General features: G+C 71.7%; 13 protein-coding genes. 5 read left to right on the top strand and 8 right to left on the bottom strand.

What is annotated here, in order from left to right; translation table 11 throughout:
• Positions 1-36 precede the first annotated feature (36 nt).
• On the bottom strand, positions 37-1,062 hold the full coding sequence (locus AB0M93_RS25490) for a carbohydrate kinase family protein (RefSeq protein ID WP_364276855.1): 1,026 nt from the start codon (positions 1,060-1,062) through the stop codon (positions 37-39).
• 120 nt (positions 1,063-1,182) lie between these two features.
• Between AB0M93_RS25490 and AB0M93_RS25485 the strand changes: the two genes are divergently transcribed.
• Complete coding sequence (locus tag AB0M93_RS25485) at positions 1,183-2,445, top strand: 6-phospho-beta-glucosidase (protein ID WP_364276853.1); 1,263 nt, start codon at positions 1,183-1,185, stop codon at positions 2,443-2,445.
• On the opposite strand, the gene AB0M93_RS25480 is transcribed toward AB0M93_RS25485, so the two are convergent.
• Complete coding sequence (locus tag AB0M93_RS25480; RefSeq protein WP_364277079.1) at positions 2,442-3,146, bottom strand: SDR family NAD(P)-dependent oxidoreductase; 705 nt, start codon at positions 3,144-3,146, stop codon at positions 2,442-2,444. The genes AB0M93_RS25485 and AB0M93_RS25480 overlap by 4 nt on opposite strands.
• Before the next feature lie 247 nt (positions 3,147-3,393).
• Here AB0M93_RS25480 and kstD point away from each other — a divergent pair, with 247 nt between their 5' ends.
• Positions 3,394-5,118 carry a 3-oxosteroid 1-dehydrogenase gene (gene kstD, locus AB0M93_RS25475; RefSeq protein WP_364276851.1) on the top strand — a complete coding sequence of 575 codons (1,725 nt, stop codon included), beginning with the start codon at positions 3,394-3,396 and terminating at the stop codon, positions 5,116-5,118.
• Here the strand turns inward: kstD and AB0M93_RS25470 are convergent.
• The 4 genes from AB0M93_RS25470 to AB0M93_RS25455 form a co-directional block, all read right to left on the bottom strand.
• Positions 5,115-6,143, bottom strand: a complete 1,029-nt coding sequence (locus tag AB0M93_RS25470) for an LLM class flavin-dependent oxidoreductase (RefSeq protein ID WP_364276849.1) — start codon at positions 6,141-6,143, stop codon at positions 5,115-5,117. The genes kstD and AB0M93_RS25470 overlap by 4 nt on opposite strands.
• Before the next feature lie 50 nt (positions 6,144-6,193).
• Entirely contained in the window at positions 6,194-7,366 is a 1,173-nt protein-coding gene (locus AB0M93_RS25465; protein ID WP_364276847.1) for a Glu/Leu/Phe/Val dehydrogenase dimerization domain-containing protein, read from the bottom strand.
• The gene (locus tag AB0M93_RS25460; RefSeq protein ID WP_364276846.1) at positions 7,363-7,968 is read right to left on the bottom strand and encodes a TetR family transcriptional regulator C-terminal domain-containing protein; all 606 of its coding nucleotides are present in this window, start codon (positions 7,966-7,968) and stop codon (positions 7,363-7,365) included. Before AB0M93_RS25460 ends, AB0M93_RS25465 begins: the two co-directional genes overlap by 4 nt.
• A 385-nt stretch (positions 7,969-8,353) precedes the next feature.
• Positions 8,354-10,051, bottom strand: a complete 1,698-nt coding sequence (locus AB0M93_RS25455; protein WP_364276844.1) for a TIGR03086 family metal-binding protein — start codon at positions 10,049-10,051, stop codon at positions 8,354-8,356.
• 85 nt (positions 10,052-10,136) lie between these two features.
• On the opposite strand from AB0M93_RS25455, the gene AB0M93_RS25450 reads away from it, so the two are divergent.
• Together AB0M93_RS25450 and AB0M93_RS25445 are read left to right on the top strand one after the other, a co-directional pair.
• Entirely contained in the window at positions 10,137-10,781 is a 645-nt protein-coding gene (locus tag AB0M93_RS25450) for a helix-turn-helix domain-containing protein (protein ID WP_364276842.1), read from the top strand.
• Between the two features lie 177 nt (positions 10,782-10,958).
• Complete coding sequence (locus AB0M93_RS25445) at positions 10,959-11,786, top strand: DUF11 domain-containing protein (protein ID WP_364277078.1); 828 nt, start codon at positions 10,959-10,961, stop codon at positions 11,784-11,786.
• Positions 11,787-11,849: 63 nt separating this feature from the next.
• On the opposite strand, the gene AB0M93_RS25440 is transcribed toward AB0M93_RS25445, so the two are convergent.
• Positions 11,850-12,605 carry a serine protease gene (locus AB0M93_RS25440; protein WP_364276840.1) on the bottom strand — a complete coding sequence of 252 codons (756 nt, stop codon included), beginning with the start codon at positions 12,603-12,605 and terminating at the stop codon, positions 11,850-11,852.
• Positions 12,606-12,734: 129 nt separating this feature from the next.
• On the bottom strand, positions 12,735-13,382 hold the full coding sequence (locus AB0M93_RS25435; RefSeq protein WP_364276838.1) for a rhomboid family intramembrane serine protease: 648 nt from the start codon (positions 13,380-13,382) through the stop codon (positions 12,735-12,737).
• 98 nt (positions 13,383-13,480) lie between these two features.
• Here AB0M93_RS25435 and folP point away from each other — a divergent pair, with 98 nt between their 5' ends.
• Positions 13,481-14,344 (top strand): dihydropteroate synthase, encoded by an 864-nt coding sequence (folP, locus tag AB0M93_RS25430; RefSeq protein ID WP_364276836.1) that lies wholly within the window; start codon positions 13,481-13,483, stop codon positions 14,342-14,344.
• The last annotated feature ends 359 nt before the right edge of the window (positions 14,345-14,703 follow it).

Here is a 14,703-nt window from a genome sequence, read left to right as displayed (position 1 = left end):
ACTGACCGGGGGCGCTGACCGGGGACCGGTCCCCGGTCAGCGCCAGGTGTCGTCGCCGAAGCCGAGCGTCACCGGGCCGCGGCGGATGCCCGCCACGGTCTCCGACGGCAGGACCTCGTCGAGGAACGCGTAGTCCGGGCTGCGGGTTCGCGCGTGCCACTGGGCGATCTCGTGCCAGCCCGGGGCCGCCAGCGCACCGCCGAAGTGCTGGACCGACAGGCTCGCCGTCAGGCAGGCGAAGCGGAGGCGTTCGATCAGCGGCCAGCCCGTCAGCGTCGCGGCCACGAAACCCGCGCCGAACACGTCACCCGCCCCGGTCGCGTCCAGCACGTCCACCGGCAGCGCCGGCACCGCCGCCGTCTCGCCGGTGGTTTCGTCGACGGCCAGCACGCCGTCGCCGCCGCGGGTGATCACCGCGATCGGGACCAGCTCCGCGAGCCGGGCCAGCGCCGCCTCGGGCGTGTCCGTGCGGGTGTAGCGCATCGCTTCGACCTCGTTCGGCAGGAACGCGTGGCAGCACGCCAGCTGCTCCAGCAACGCCGCCGACCAGGCTTCGGACGGGTCCCAGCCGACGTCGGCGAAGACGAGGCTGCCGGCCTGGTGCGCGGTGTGGACCCACTCGGCGGTGTCGAGGCCGATGTGCGCGACGGTCGCTCGGCTCGGGGGCGGGGAGCCGGCCAGCTCCGCCACCGGGACGGGCGGCGGGTGGCCGTGGGTCACCATCGCGCGGTCACCGGCGTAGGCCAGCGAGACCGTCACGGGCGAGTGCCACTCCGGGAACCGCCGCGACCGGGACAGGTCGATGTGCTCCTGGCGGGCCAGCACGTCCCAGCAGTAGCGCCCGTAGACGTCGGTGCCGAACGCCGCCGCCAGCGACGTCCGCAGGCCCAGGCGGCTCAGCGCGACCGCGAAGTTGGCGATCCCGCCCGGCCCCGAGCCCATGCCGCCCGTCCACACCTCCGTGCCCGGCGCCGGCGGGTGTTCGAGCCCGGTGAACACCAGGTCGAAGAACAGCAGGCCGGACAGGAAGACGTCGACTTCGGGGGTGGGCTCAGCCGGCACGGGCGCCTCCACGTCGATCACTCGGGCGGTCGGCCCGAGCCTGCGTCAGCCGCGCGAGATCCGCAAGAGGGGCGCCGTTCGGGCCGCGGATTGCGTGCTGACGGCTGCTAGGGTCGGCGGATGCGGCTGGCGATCCTGGGCGGCGGCGGGTTCCGCGTGCCGCTCGTGCACGGCGCGTTGCTGGACGGCGGCGGCGTCACCGAGCTCGTGTTGCACGACGTCGACGCCGGCCGCCTCGCCGCGATCGAGCGGGTCCTGGCCGAGCAGGGCACAGGTCCCCGGGTGCGCACGACGACCGACCTGGCCACCGCCCTGTCCGATGTGGACTTCGTGTTCTCGGCCATCCGGGTCGGCGGGCTGGCCGGGCGGCGGCTGGACGAGCAGATCGCGCACGCGGAAGGCGTGCTGGGCCAGGAAACCGTCGGCGCGGGCGGGATCGCCTACGGGCTGAGGACGGTCCCGGTTGCCGTCCGGCTCGCCCGGACGATCGGCGAGCTGGCGCCGCGGGCGTGGGTCATCAACTTCACCAACCCGGCCGGGATGGTCACCGAAGCGATGGCCACGCACCTCGGCGGCCGGGTGATCGGCATCTGCGACTCCCCGGCCGGGCTGTGCCGCCGCGTCGCCCGCGCCCTGGACGTCGACCCGGCGACGGCACGGTTCGACTACGCCGGGCTCAACCACCTGGGCTGGCTGCGCGCGGTCGAGGTCGGCGGCGCCGACGTCCTGCCACGGCTGCTCGACGACCCGGTGGCGTGCGGGTCGTTCGAGGAGGGAGCGCTGTTCGGTGCGGACTGGCTGCGTGCCCTCGGCTCGGTACCGAACGAGTACCTGCACTATTACTACTTCGCCCGCGAGGCCAGGGGTTCCGCGTCACGCGGTGCGTTCCTGCTGGAGCAGCAACGTGGTTTCTACGCGGAACCTTCGCTGGAGTCCTGGGAGCGTACGCGCCTGGAGCGTGAAGCGACGTACATGGCCGAGACGCGCGAGCGAGACGACCTCGAGGGCGGCGGATACGAGAAGATCGCGCTGGCCCTGATGCGTGCGATCGCGTACGGCGAGCGAACGACGCTGATCCTCAACGTCCGCAACGGTTCGGCGCTCCCTGGTCTGCCGGCCGACGCGGTCGTCGAGGTGCCGTGCGTGGTCGACACGAACGGCGCCCACCCGATCGCGACGGCGCCGCTGCCGGACCACGCACTGGGCCTGGCGACGGCGGTGAAGGCGGTCGAGCGGGCGACGATCGAAGCGGCGACGACGGGTTCGCGGGCGGCGGCGTTGCGGGCGTTCGCGCTGCACCCGCTGGTGGATTCGGTTTTGGTGGCCCGGCGGCTGCTGGACGCCTACGTTGCCGCGCACCCGGGACTCGCCTACCTCGCTTAGACCGCGGCCATCGCGTTGAACTCCGCTTCGGCCCGGTCCCGCTCGACGTGCAGTGCCCACGCCTGCTCCGCGATGTCGTCCGGGTCGAGCGTTCCCGGTGTGAACCCGCGGTCCTGCGCGGTGAACACGCGGTGGATGTCGCCGCGCTCGATGAGGCCGCCGATCGTCAGGATTCCGGCGTAGACGCCCGTTTCGCGCAGGGCCGCGTGCAGTGTCAGCACGTACATGCGCAGCGCCGCCGACGCCGGGGCGAGGCTGCCCAGCATCGGCATCGGGTACTTGCCGCTCAGGCCGCCCGCGAACAGCAGGGAACCCGAGCCGCGTGCCAGCATGTCCGGCAGCACGGCTCCCGCGAGCCGCGCCGCCGGGAGCACGAAGGACTCGAACGGCGCGCGCAGTGCTTCCGCGCCGGCTTCGGTGAGGGGTGCGATACCCGGCCCGGCCGTCGCGTCGGCCGGGCCGAAGTACACCGTGTCGATCTCGCCCGCGTCCGCGGTGATGCGGGCGAGGACGTCGTGGAGCTGGGCTTCGTCGGTGACGTCGGCCGTGTAGGTGCGGGCGTCGATCCCGGCCAGCGACGCGCGGTACGTCGCGTGGCGGGTGTCGGAGCGGGAAACCAGCGCGGTGGTGAAGCCTTCGCGGCCGAAGCGGCGGGCGATCGACAGGCCGAGCCCGGGGCCGACCCCCAGGACGGCGAGCACTTTCGGCAAGGGAATCTCCTTCTCGGATTAACTTGAGGCTGTCCTCAACTTAGTCTCAAACTGAGGGTGTCGTCAACTTCTGCGCGGTGTCCACAGGGGAGGGTCGGCTGCGCCCGAATGCCGCGTCCGGTTGGCGCCACCGGGCGAGCGGGGTGGGCGGCCACTGCTCCACTCGGGTAGAACCTGTTCCAGTTTCGCGGCGCTGCGGAGACCATGGCCTCGCCGTTCCGCGAGCGAGGAGTGCGCCATGGATGCCGACCTGACCCGCCGTCAGCTCCTTCGCGGCACCGCCGCCGGCGTGGGCCTCGCCGTCACAGCCGGCCTCGCGGCCTCGGCCTCGGCGGCGGCGCCGGGGGAGTACGACGTCGTCGTGGTCGGCTCCGGTGCGGCGGGCATGACCGCCGCGCTCACCGCCGCCAAACGCGGGCTGAGCGTCGTCGTGCTCGAGAAGGCGCCGACCTTCGGCGGGTCCGCCGCCCGGTCCGGTGCCGGCATCTGGATCCCCAACAACCAGGTGCTGCTCGCCGCCGGGGTGCCGGACACGCCCGCGAAAGCCGCGCAGTACCTCGCCGCCGTCGTCGGCCCGGACGTGCCCGCGGCACGGCAGGAAGCCTTCCTGCGCAACGGCTCGGCGATGATCTCGTTCGTGCTGGCGAACAGCCCGCTGCGGTTCCGGTGGATGGAGGGCTACAGCGACTACTACCCGGAGCTGCCGGGCGGCCTGCCGAACGGCCGGTCGATCGAACCGGACCAGTTCGATGGCAACCTGCTCGGCGCGGAGCTCGCGAACCTCAACCCGCCGTACCTGGCGACGCCGCCCGGGCTCGTCGTGTTCAGCGCCGACTACAAGTGGCTGAACCTCGCCTTGGTGAACGCCAAGGGCGCCGCCGTGGCCGCCGAGTGCCTCGCCCGCGGCACCGCCGCCGCGCTGGCCGGGCAGAAGCCGCTCACCATGGGGCAGTCGCTCGCCGCCGGCCTGCGCGTGGGCCTGCAGCGGGCGAACGTCCCGGTGTTGCTGAACACCCCGCTCGTCGACCTCAACGTCGAAAACGGCGCGGTGACCGGGGTTCTGACGCCCAACGGCCTGGTGCGGGCGCGCCGCGGCGTGATCGTCGGCTCGGGCGGGTTCGAACACAACGCGGCGATGCGCGCGCAGTACCAGCGGCAGCCCATCGGCACCGACTGGACGGTCGGCGCGAAGGAGAACACCGGCGACGGCCACCGTGCCGGGCAGCGCGCCGGGGCCGCACTCGACCTGATGGACGACGCGTGGTGGGGCCCGGCCATCCCGACGCCCGGCGACCCGTACTTCTGCCTGGCCGAACGGACGTTGCCCGGCGGGCTGATCGTCAACCAGGCCGGGCAGCGGTTCGTCAACGAAGCCGCGCCCTACAGCGACGTCGTGCACACGATGTACGACAAGAACCCGTCGGCGCCGGACATCCCGGCGTGGCTGATCGTCGACCAGAACTACCGCAACCGGTACCTGTTCCGCGACATCGCGCCGCTGCTGTCGTTCCCGGACGCCTGGTACGCCGCCGGCGCGGTCTTCAAGGCGTCGACCGTCCAGGACCTCGGCGCGAAGATCGGCGTACCGCCCGCGGTGTTGAAGTCCACTGTGGACCGCTTCAACGGGTTCGCCCGCTCCGGCACCGATCCCGAGTTCCACCGCGGCGCCAGCGCGTACGACCACTACTACACGGACCCGTCGGTGCTGCCGAACTCCTGTCTGGCGCCGCTGTGGGCGGCGCCGTACTACGCGCTGCGGCTCGTCCCCGGCGACCTCGGCACGAAGGGCGGCATGCGCACGGACGCCCGGGCGCGCGTGCTCCGCCCGGACGGGTCCGTGATCCCCGGCCTGTACGCGGCCGGCAACGCGAGCGCGGCGGTGATGGGCCACAGCTACGCCGGCGCCGGGTCGACCATCGGCCCGGCGATGACGTTCGGCTACATCGCCGGCAACGACGTCTAGAACTCCTTTTCCACCAACGGGAGCACCTCGGTGCCGAGCAGCTCGATCGCCCGCATGACGTCGGCGTGCGGGACGCCGGACCAGTCCATCTGCATCGCGTACCGGTCCGCGCCGGTGAGCTTGCCGACCTCGATCAGCCGCTCGGCGATCTGCTGGGGGCTGCCGACGAACAGCGCCTGTGCGTCGCGGGTGTACTCGTCGTACTCCGCGCGCGTCGGGACCGCCCAGCCGCGGGCGCGAGCGCCGTACTTCATCGTCTCGAGCCAGTAGGGGTAGAACTTTTCCTTGGCGTCCTGGGAGTTTTCGGCGAGGAAGCCGATTGCGCCCATGGTGACGTGCAGGTCCGCGGGGTCCTGTTCGCCCGCCTCGCCGGCTTGGCGGTAGAGGTCGACGAGCGGGGCGAAGCGCTCGGGCTGTCCGCCGATCACGGCGTACACCACGGGCAGGCCGAGCAGCCCGGCGCGGATCGACGACTCGGGGTTGCCGCCGGTGCCGATCGAGATGCGCAGGCGCCTGCCGTACGGCCGGGGCAGGATCCGCGCGTTCTCCAGCGGCGGGCGGAACTTGCCGGACCACGTCAGCGGGTCCTCGCGGTCGATCCGCAGGAGCAGGGCGAGCTTCTCCTCGAAGAGCTCGTCGTAGTCGCCGAGGTCGTGGCCGAACAGCGGGAACGACTCGGTGAACGACCCGCGCCCTGCGAGCAGCTCGGCGCGGCCGTGGCTGAGCTGGTCGAGCGTGGTGAACTGCTGGTAGACGCGGACCGGGTCCTCGGTGCTCAGCACGGTGACGGCGGAGCTGAGGGTGATCTGGTTCGTGACGCTCGCGGCGGCGGCCAGCACCGTGCCCGGGTTGGAGATCGCGTACTGGTCGAGGTGGTGTTCGCCGAGGCCGTAGAAGCCGAGGCCCAGCTCGTCGGCGAGCTTGATCCGCTCCAGCGTGTCGGCCAGCGTCTGCGCGACGGTGGGCTGCTCGCCGGTGTGCGGGTCCGGCGCGCGGTCCCCGAAGCTGTAGATGCCGAGTTTCATACAACGTTCAACTATCTCGGGGGCGGATTCGTTCCCCGTGTCCCCGGCCCTCAGCCGAACCGGGCCTGGATGGCTTCGAGGTTCTTCTGCGACAGCTGCAGCGCGGCGGCGCGCAGGCTCAGGCCGTCCAGGGTGGCGACCTCGAACATGCTGGTCACCAGGGCGCGCATCCGGGCCCGGACCTTGCCGAAGGCTTCTTCGGCGTCCGCGCCGACGTCGCCGAACAGCGTCCACCACCACCACGAGTTGGTCGCCGAGTTGGCGACGAAGTCCGGCACCACGCGGATGCCCCGCGCGTCGAGCAGCTCTCCGGCGTCCGGGGTGAGGGGCAGGTTCGCGGCCTCGACGATGAGCTTCGCGCCGATCTTGGCCTGGTTGTCGGCGTCGACGCAGTAGGAGATCGCGGCCGGCACCAGCACCTCGGCCGGCACGTCCAGCCACGCTTCCGGCGGCAGCAGCTCGTCGCCGGGTTTCAGGTTGTCGCGGTCGATGCCGCCGAAGCGGTCACGGTGCCGGAGCAGGTTTTCGACGTCGAGGCCGTCCGGGTTGGCGACGACTCCCCGGACGTCCGAGACACCGACGACGAGCAGCCCGGCGTCGGCGAGGAACCGCGCGGTGGCACCCCCCAGCGCGCCGAAGCCCTGCAGCACGACCCGGTTGGGCTGGTGCTCGAGCCCCAGCATCTCGAGCCCGGTGAGCGTGGCCTGCGCGACGCCGAGGCCGCCGACGAGTTCGTCGAGCCCCAGCCCGCCGACCTCGATCCGGAACGCCTCGGCCAGCCGGGCGGTCGCGGCCTCGCGGTCTTCGAGCAGCGGGTAGATCGCCTGCACCGGGCTGAGCAGCCCGATTTCGGCGATGACGCCGTCGATGACGTCCCGCCGCAGGCCCAGGTCCTCGCCCATGGTCCAGTACTGCTCGATGAGCGGCCGCATGGCGTGCAGGTACCGGGCGACGACGTCCCGGGCGCGCTCGTCGTAGGGGTCGAAGTCGATGCCGCCCTTGGCGCCGCCGAGCGGGACGTACCGGCCGTCGGGGTCGTAGTTGAGGCCCTCCTTGAGCGTCATGCCCCTGGCCAGGCCGCGGACCTCGAAGAGCGAGCAGCCGCGGCGCATCCGCAGGCCCCCGCTGGCGACGCCGCGCACGAGCCGGTCGATCACCAGGTAGCCGCGGCACCCGGTGACCGGGTCGGTCCACGCCACTTCGAGCAAGGCTGCTTCGGTCATCGCCCCTCCTGATCCCCCGGTCGGCACCCGAGCTCGTGCGCCACCGCCTGCGCGACCCACCGCTCGCAGTCCCCGGCGGTGACGGTCCCGTCCCGCGCAACGACCTGAACGGCGAGCCCGTCGAGCAGAGCGGTCAGCCGCCAGGCGGCCCCGCGCGGATCGGGGCAGCGGAACAGCCCCGCCCCGACACTCTCGACGATCAGCGCGACGACGGCATCCCGCCACCGCAGATCGAGCCGCTGCAGCACGGCCCGCAGCGCGGAGTCCCGCATCGCGGCAGCGCCGGCTTCGATCCACAGCGGCCAGTTGTCGTGGTTCGACGGCCCGTACAGGCTCAACACGGCCCGCAGCCGCTGGTCGGCGGGGCCGCCCTTGCCGAGCTCGCGGTTCAGCTTGCCGAGTTCGTTCTCGGCGGCCTGCCGGAAGGCTTCGATGACCAGCGTTTCGAGGGTCCCGAAGTGGTAGAAGATCAGCGCGGTGCTGACATCGAGGGCGCCGGCGACATCGGCGGCCCGGACACCGCAGATCCCCCGCACCCGGATCTGCCCAAGCGCGGCCACCACGATTTCTTCCCGCCGCACGGCCACCGCCTTGCGCATCATCCGGCCACCGTACCGACCGGTCGGCCGCGGCGGCAGGCGCCGAATGTGGGTGCATCTTCCTGTGCGGAGAGTCAGGATCGCAGGTGGGAGCGGGTTTCCGGCGGTTTGCGGGCGAGGCTCAGGCGGGGTGGGCCGGTGCCCTCGGTCCAGCTCGGCCATGCGGAGGTTCGGCGCCGGCGGCCGGGGACGGAAGGCCGGCCGAGGGGAAGGTCGCGGAGTGACCGGCGGCTGGGATGGCGCGTGCCCCAGGTCAAGGCTCCTGCGACGAGGTCGGGTCGCGGGTCGCTGCCGGGTGTGGCCGGGGGCGACCCTGCGGCGGCTGCCGCAGGCAAGCTCGCCGGAGCACCGCCACCGCGGCTCCCGACGAACCCGCCGCCCTCACACCTCATGCGGTCCACTTCGGGTCGCGGCCCAGGTAGCGCAGCAGCGTCGACACCTCGTCGTCGTCGGAGGCCGGCTCCAGGGCCGGGGCGTACGCGAAGCCGCGCAAGGGCTCCACCAGCTGCTTGGCCACCGGCAGCAGCTCCGCCGCCAGTTTCGGGGTCACCGGCGATGGCCGGCCCGTCGCCACCGCGATGTCCCATGCGTGGACCGCCGCGTCCAGCGCTGCCGCTCCGGCCGCCACCGGGGCCGGGAGCGCGCCCTGCGGCAACGGTGTCGGGACCTCCGTTGCGGTGCGGGGCACCGTGGCGAACGCGGCCGCTGCCGCCGACAACGTCGGCTCCAGGAAGTCCGCCGGTGAACCCGACAGGGCGCCCGACGGGGCGAACGGGTCGAAGTCCGGGCCACCCGAACCCGTGATGAAGGCCGCGTAGCCCAGCTGGTCGCCCGCCGCGTGCTGGAGGACCTGCGTTGCGTTCCAGGTCGAGCACGGTGTCGGCACGGACCAGTCCGGTACCCCCGCCACCACCGAGCGCAGAGCCTCGTGAGCCGATGCCAGGACGGGCCAGGACGTCAGGCCGGCGAAGAACCGGCGGATGTCCCCCACCAGGACCTCCGGGGCTTCGTGCGCCGCGTAGTGGCCCGCCGCGTCGCGGGGGCCGCCCGAGCCCGTTGTGGCGTCGTAGGAGTTCCAGCTGACGATGTTCGCGTGGTCGCGCTCCGCGAAGCGCCTGATGGACTGGAAGTCGCCCGCGAACATCGCCAGGGCCGTCGGGACCGTTGTCGGGCCCTCCGGGTGCGACGTCGTGTGGGCATCCTCGTAGTAGAAGCGGATCGACGAGCCGCCCGTGCGGGTCAGCCAGTACAGGGCCACGTTCGCCAGCACGAACTCCGGGTCCAGGTGCTCGCCGAACAGCTGCGCGTTCCACGCCAGCAGGCCCAGCGGGGAGTCCGCCAGCGCGAACGCCAGCGTGTGCGGCTGCTGGCTGTGCAGCGTGTTGAACGAAAACATGTTCTCGTAGAACCACTGCAGGTGCGCGAGCGCCGCCTGGTCGGCTTCGCTCAGGTCCGCCAGTTCGGCCGGGTCGCCCGACGGGAACGAGAACAGCTGCGTCACGTGCACGCCGACGACCTTCTCCGGCGCGAGCCGGCCGATCTCCGGCGAGATCATCGACCCCGCGTCGTTGCCCACCGCGCCGTACGACTCGTAACCGAGGCGGCTCATCAGCTCGGCCAACGCCGCCGCCGTGCGGTGCGTGCCCCAGCCCGCCGACTTCGTCGGGCCCGAGAAGCCGAAGCCCGGCAGCGACGGGATGACCAGGTGGAAGGCCGGGTCGCCGAGCGACTCCGGCTCGGTCAGCGGGCCGATCACGTCGAGGTACTCCACGACCGAGCCCGGCCAGCCGTGCGTCAGCACCAGCGGGGTCGCGTCCGCCCGGGACGACCGGACGTGCAGGAAGTGGACGGTCTCGCCGTCGATCTCCGTCAGGAACTGCGGATACGCGTTGAGCCGCGCCTCGAACGCCCGCCAGTCGAACTTCTCCAGCCAGTACTCGGCCAGGGCACGCACCCGCTCGTTCGTGACGCCGTACTCCGCGGGCAGCTCCTCCGGCCACAGCGCCCCGCGCAGGCGGTTCTGCAGGTCGTCGAGGGCGGGCTGCGGGATCTCGGCGCGGAACGGGCGGAGGGCGGGGACCGTCATAGCTGGCTCCTTCGGTCGGGAACGGAATGCTTCGTTCCGAAGAATAGCAGACCGGAATGATCCGTTCCAGTGGTAATCTCGGTCCATGCGTGAGACAGACGGGATCGAAGTCGTCGCCCTGCCCGGCCGCCGCGGTCAAGCCGCCCGCAACAACGTCGTCATCCTCGACGCCGCCCGCCACGTCTTCCTCGGCGACCCGAAGGCGCCGATCTCGCAGGTCGCCGAGCGTGCCGGGGTCGGCATCAGCGCGCTCTACCGCCGGTACCCGAGCAAGGAGGCCCTGCTCTGCCGCCTCTGCCACGACGGGCTGCTCACCTACATCGAAGAAGCCGAGAGCGCCGCGGAGGAGCCGGACGGCTGGGCGGCGCTGACCCGGTTCCTGGCCCGGGTCGTCGAGCTCGACGTCCACTCCCTGACCGTCCACCTCGCCGGCACGTTCACCCCGACCGACGAGATGGGCCGGGACGCGCGGCGAGCGGGCGAGCTGACGAAGAACCTCGTCGAACGCGCGCGCGAAACCGGCCGCCTGCGCCCGGACGCCGTCGCCGAGGACATCGGCATGATCCTCGAATGCTGCGCGGCGATCCGCGTCGAAGACCGGGAGCGCACGGCGCAGCTGCGTCACCGGTACCTCGCGCTGCTCGTCGAAGGGCTGTCGGCGCACGGCTCGGAGCTGCCGGGCCCGCCGCCGCGCCCGGGTGAGATGAACGGCCGCTGGCGTCCGGCCTGACGGCGGTGTCCCGGCGCGTCCGGATGGCGGTAACGAATTCCGGGAGTGCGACGACTGATCAACGTCGGCTGTCCCCACCAAACCACGCGCTCTCTGTCAGAGCGGCATTCCCCGGACTGGAACAGCGAGATGACGACTATGCAAAGAAGCTGGCGACGGACCACGATCCTGTCCGCGGTGGCCGCACTGGCCACGGCCTTCATCGCAATCTCCCCTGCCGCGCAGGCGGACACGCCGACCAGTGCCGTCGAAGTCAGTCCCACCACCGTGCTGCCGGGACAGACATTCACGGTCACGCAAACCATTCACAATCCCACCGATTTCACGGTGACTTTCGCGAAGGGCGCCATTTACGGTTCGCCCACCGCGATCACCGACGTCGTCGACGTCGTGTCCTGCACCAACACCACGGCGGTCGGCTGTTTCCAGGCCGGGAGCAGTTACCGTGCCGCGTTCGGCGATCTCGAAGCGGGCGGCACGAGGACCACGGTGTGGACCTTGCGCGTCAAGGCCACCGCGGCACCGGGGCAGTTCACGCTGCAGCACCAGTTCGTCGGTGACAACTACGCCTTCGACATCCTCGACGGCCCGGTGATCACCATCGCCGACCCGTCCGCGCAGGCCGACGTCAAGGTCGGGCTCGGCGCCACCGGGCACGGCGGGCTGAACGCGCGCATCGACTACACGCTCACCGTGACGAACAGCGGCCCGTCCGCGGCGACCGGAATCCGGGTCGTGGCCACGTATCCGGCCGGCCTGACGTTCGCCAGCGGTAGTGGCTGCGTCCGCGTCGGCACCACCCGCACCGTGAACTGCGACGTCGCTTCGCTGGCCAGTGGCGCGTCCGTGACGCCGAAGTTCTCCGTGAACGGCGGCCTGCTCGCGCTCGGCTCGTACACCACGACGGCGGTGCGGACGGCGAGTTCGCCGACGGATCCCAACGCCGCCAACGACAGCGCGTCGAAGACCTGCTCGGCGCTCACCGGGCTCATCGTGACCTGCTGAGGGTTCGCGAGAGGTGAACCGGGCTCGTGTCCTCCGCCAGGGACGCGGGCCCGATTCGCGTTTTCAGCCGGCGACCGACGCGTACAGCTTCGCGATGTCGTCGTCGAAATACGCGCTGTAGGAAACGTCCGGCGTGTCCCCGCCGAGCTCGAAGCCGCCGATCACGCCGATGACTTCGCCGCCGGTCACCCACGGCCCGCCGCTGGTTCCGTCGGGGAAACCGGGGCACGCCACGCGTTGCTGGTACTTGTCGGACTGCGTGGTGTTCCCTTCGCAGACGACCGGGGAATCGGCGGTGTCGGGGTAGCCCGTGAGGGTGATCCGGTGCACGAATCCGCGGTCGGTGCCCAGCGTGTTCGCGCCGGTGAGGCTTTCCAGCGACGCGGTGTTCCCGGGCTGCTGGACGGTGAGGAACGCGAAATCGAGGTCCGGGTCCGCCGAAGTGGTCCAGCCGTCGGCGACGGCCACCCCGGTCACCGTCCACATGCCGAACGGCGCGACGCCGTCGTGGTAGCCCGGGGCGAAGGTCATGCCGTCCTTGACGCAGTGCGCGGCGGTCAGGACGAGGTCACCGCCGCCGGAGTGCACGACGCTCGCCGTGCAGAAGTGGCTGCCGTTCGCGAACAACGCCCCAACGGGTGACGCCGCCGCGGCCGCTGCCGGCGCGGCGGCCGCCGGGGGAGCGGCCGGGGTGGCGACCGGCGCGCCCGCGGCGTAGGCGTCGTCGGCGGCCGTGTCGGTGCCGACGACCAGGCCGGTCCCGAGGACCAGCATGGTCGCCGCGGCCGTCAGCGCGGGCCGGAGGAACTTGATCGCCACCCATTCAGATCACCACAGCACTGCCGGATCCGCAGCGCACGAACCCGGATGCACAGCGACTTCACAGTGCCGGGCCGGATACACAGCGTCCACACAGCGGCGGACGGCTGGGCGGGCGTCGTGCCCCGCCTAGCCGAGGTCCTTGGGCAGCAGGGCGGTCGCGGGGTCCGGGGTGGCGACCGCCTTCGGCCGCCGGTCGCGGAAGAGCCAGCCGCCGATGATGCCGCCGGCGAACCCGAACAGGTGACCCTGCCAGCTGACGCGCTCGTCGGTGGGCAGCAGCGAGGTGAACTGGTAGGCGAAGCACAACGCCATCACCAGCCCGATCACGATGTCGATCGGGTGCCGGTCGAACAGCCCGCGCACGATGACGTAGCCGAAGTAGCCGAACAGCAGGCCGCTGGCGCCGACGGTGACCGTGTTCGACGGCGCGGTGAACCACACGCCGAGGCCGCTGGCGACGATGATCAGCAGGCTCACGCCGAACCACTTCTTCACGCCGCGGTAGGCGGCGAGGAAGCCGAAGATGAACAGCGGCCCCGAGTTGGCTTCGAGGTGGCCCCAGCCGTAGTGCATGAACGGCGAGGTCAGCACGTCCGGCAGCGACGCCGGGTCCCGCGGCATGATCCCGAGGTCCCGGCCGATGTCGTAGTCGTCGACGGCGTTGACGATCTGCACCAGCCACAGCACGGCCAGCAGGCCCACCATCACCCACAGGGCCTTCTTGGCCTCGGCGATCATCGTTTCGGCTTCGCTGCGGCTCGCGTCCTCGCTCATTTCGTCCCCCCTGATCGGTTCGCGCGCCCGAGGATAACCGGCGGCGGGCCCCGGACGCGGCGTTCCGGACCCACCCGTGACCTGGCAGTGTTGGGCCCATGACGTCACACCGGCCGGAGACGGTCTTCCGCGGCCGCCGCATACCCGGCGACCGAGCCCTGGTCATGGCCATCGTCAACCGCACCCCGGACTCGTTCTACGACAAGGGCGCAACCTTCGCCGACACGGCGGCCGTGCAAGCGGTGGACCGGGCGGTCGCCGCGGGCGCCGACATCGTGGACATCGGCGGGGTGAAGGCGGGCGAGGGCCCCGAGGTCGACGTCGAGGAGGAGAGCCGCCGGGTGGTGCCGTTCGTGGCGGAGGTCCGCCGCCGCCACCCGGACCTGGTGATCAGCGTCGACACGTGGCGCCACGAGGTCGGCCGCCAGGTCTGCGAAGCGGGCGCCGACCTGCTGAACGACACGTGGGCGGGCGCGGACCCGAAGCTGGTGGAGATCGCCGCGGAGTTCGGCGCGGGCTACGTGTGTTCCCACGTGGGAGGCATGCCGGTCCGCACGGACCCGTACCCCGAACCAACACCGGAGCGCCCGTTCTGGCCGCACTACGACGACGTCGTCGCGGACGTGGTGGCCGAGCTGACAGCGGCGGCCGAGAGGACGGTCGAGGCGGGGGTACCGAGGGGCGGCGTACTGATCGACCCGACGTTCGACTTCGGCAAGAGCACCCGCCACGGCTTGGAACTGCTGAGACACTTCGACCGCCTGGTGGCAACGGGCTGGCCGGTCCTGGTGGCCCTGTCGAACAAGGACCTGATCGGCGAAACCCTGGACGTCGAACCCCCCGACCGCCTGGCGGGCACCCTGGCGGCAACGGCAATAGCGGCGCACGCAGGCGCAGCGGCGTTCCGGGCACACAATGTCAGGGAGACGCGGGAGGCCGTGGAGGCGGTAGCGGCGCTGTAATGAAGGAGCAGGGTGGTCATCCCGTCGCCTGAGGCCGTCAAATCACTTTGAGCCGGGCCCGCAACACACAGCGCAACGCGAGAGGGCGGCGCAAGATTGCGGGCCCGGCTCAAAGTGATAGGCCTCGATCAGGCGACGGGATGACCACCCTGCGGGCCACCTCTCGAACGGGAGATGACAGCGGCGAGAGTGGTCATCCCGGAGCCTGCCCGTCCGGCGAGGACATGCTTTTGTCTTTTGCCACGGCAGAAACGCTGCCGCAGGTTAGCTCTGCCGCGGCCAAGCAGCGGGTCTGGTGACGTCGTGGTCTTCTTGCGTTGCCGGCCGCCGGTTCGTCTGTGGGATGAGGGGCTGGGGGG

The sequence above is a fragment of the Amycolatopsis sp. NPDC051102 genome (assembly GCF_040682815.1).
In the GTDB taxonomy this organism is placed as follows: domain Bacteria; phylum Actinomycetota; class Actinomycetes; order Mycobacteriales; family Pseudonocardiaceae; genus Amycolatopsis.
Note: the sequence above shows the minus strand (reverse complement) of the source record. Positions and strands in the feature narration are given on the sequence as shown.

Bases quoted from the DNA above. Each gene is read 5' to 3' on its own strand.
- AB0M93_RS25485 (WP_364276853.1), top strand. From the start codon at position 1,183: ATGCGGCTGGCGATCCTGGGCGGCGGCGGGTTCCGCGTGCCGCTCGTG.
- kstD (WP_364276851.1), top strand. From the start codon at position 3,394: ATGGATGCCGACCTGACCCGCCGTCAGCTCCTTCGCGGCACCGCCGCC.
- AB0M93_RS25470 (WP_364276849.1), bottom strand. From the start codon at position 6,143: ATGAAACTCGGCATCTACAGCTTCGGGGACCGCGCGCCGGACCCGCAC.
- AB0M93_RS25465 (WP_364276847.1), bottom strand. From the start codon at position 7,366: ATGACCGAAGCAGCCTTGCTCGAAGTGGCGTGGACCGACCCGGTCACC.
- AB0M93_RS25460 (WP_364276846.1), bottom strand. From the start codon at position 7,968: ATGATGCGCAAGGCGGTGGCCGTGCGGCGGGAAGAAATCGTGGTGGCC.
- AB0M93_RS25455 (WP_364276844.1), bottom strand. From the start codon at position 10,051: ATGACGGTCCCCGCCCTCCGCCCGTTCCGCGCCGAGATCCCGCAGCCC.
- AB0M93_RS25450 (WP_364276842.1), top strand. From the start codon at position 10,137: ATGCGTGAGACAGACGGGATCGAAGTCGTCGCCCTGCCCGGCCGCCGC.
- AB0M93_RS25435 (WP_364276838.1), bottom strand. From the start codon at position 13,382: ATGAGCGAGGACGCGAGCCGCAGCGAAGCCGAAACGATGATCGCCGAG.
- folP (WP_364276836.1), top strand. From the start codon at position 13,481: ATGACGTCACACCGGCCGGAGACGGTCTTCCGCGGCCGCCGCATACCC.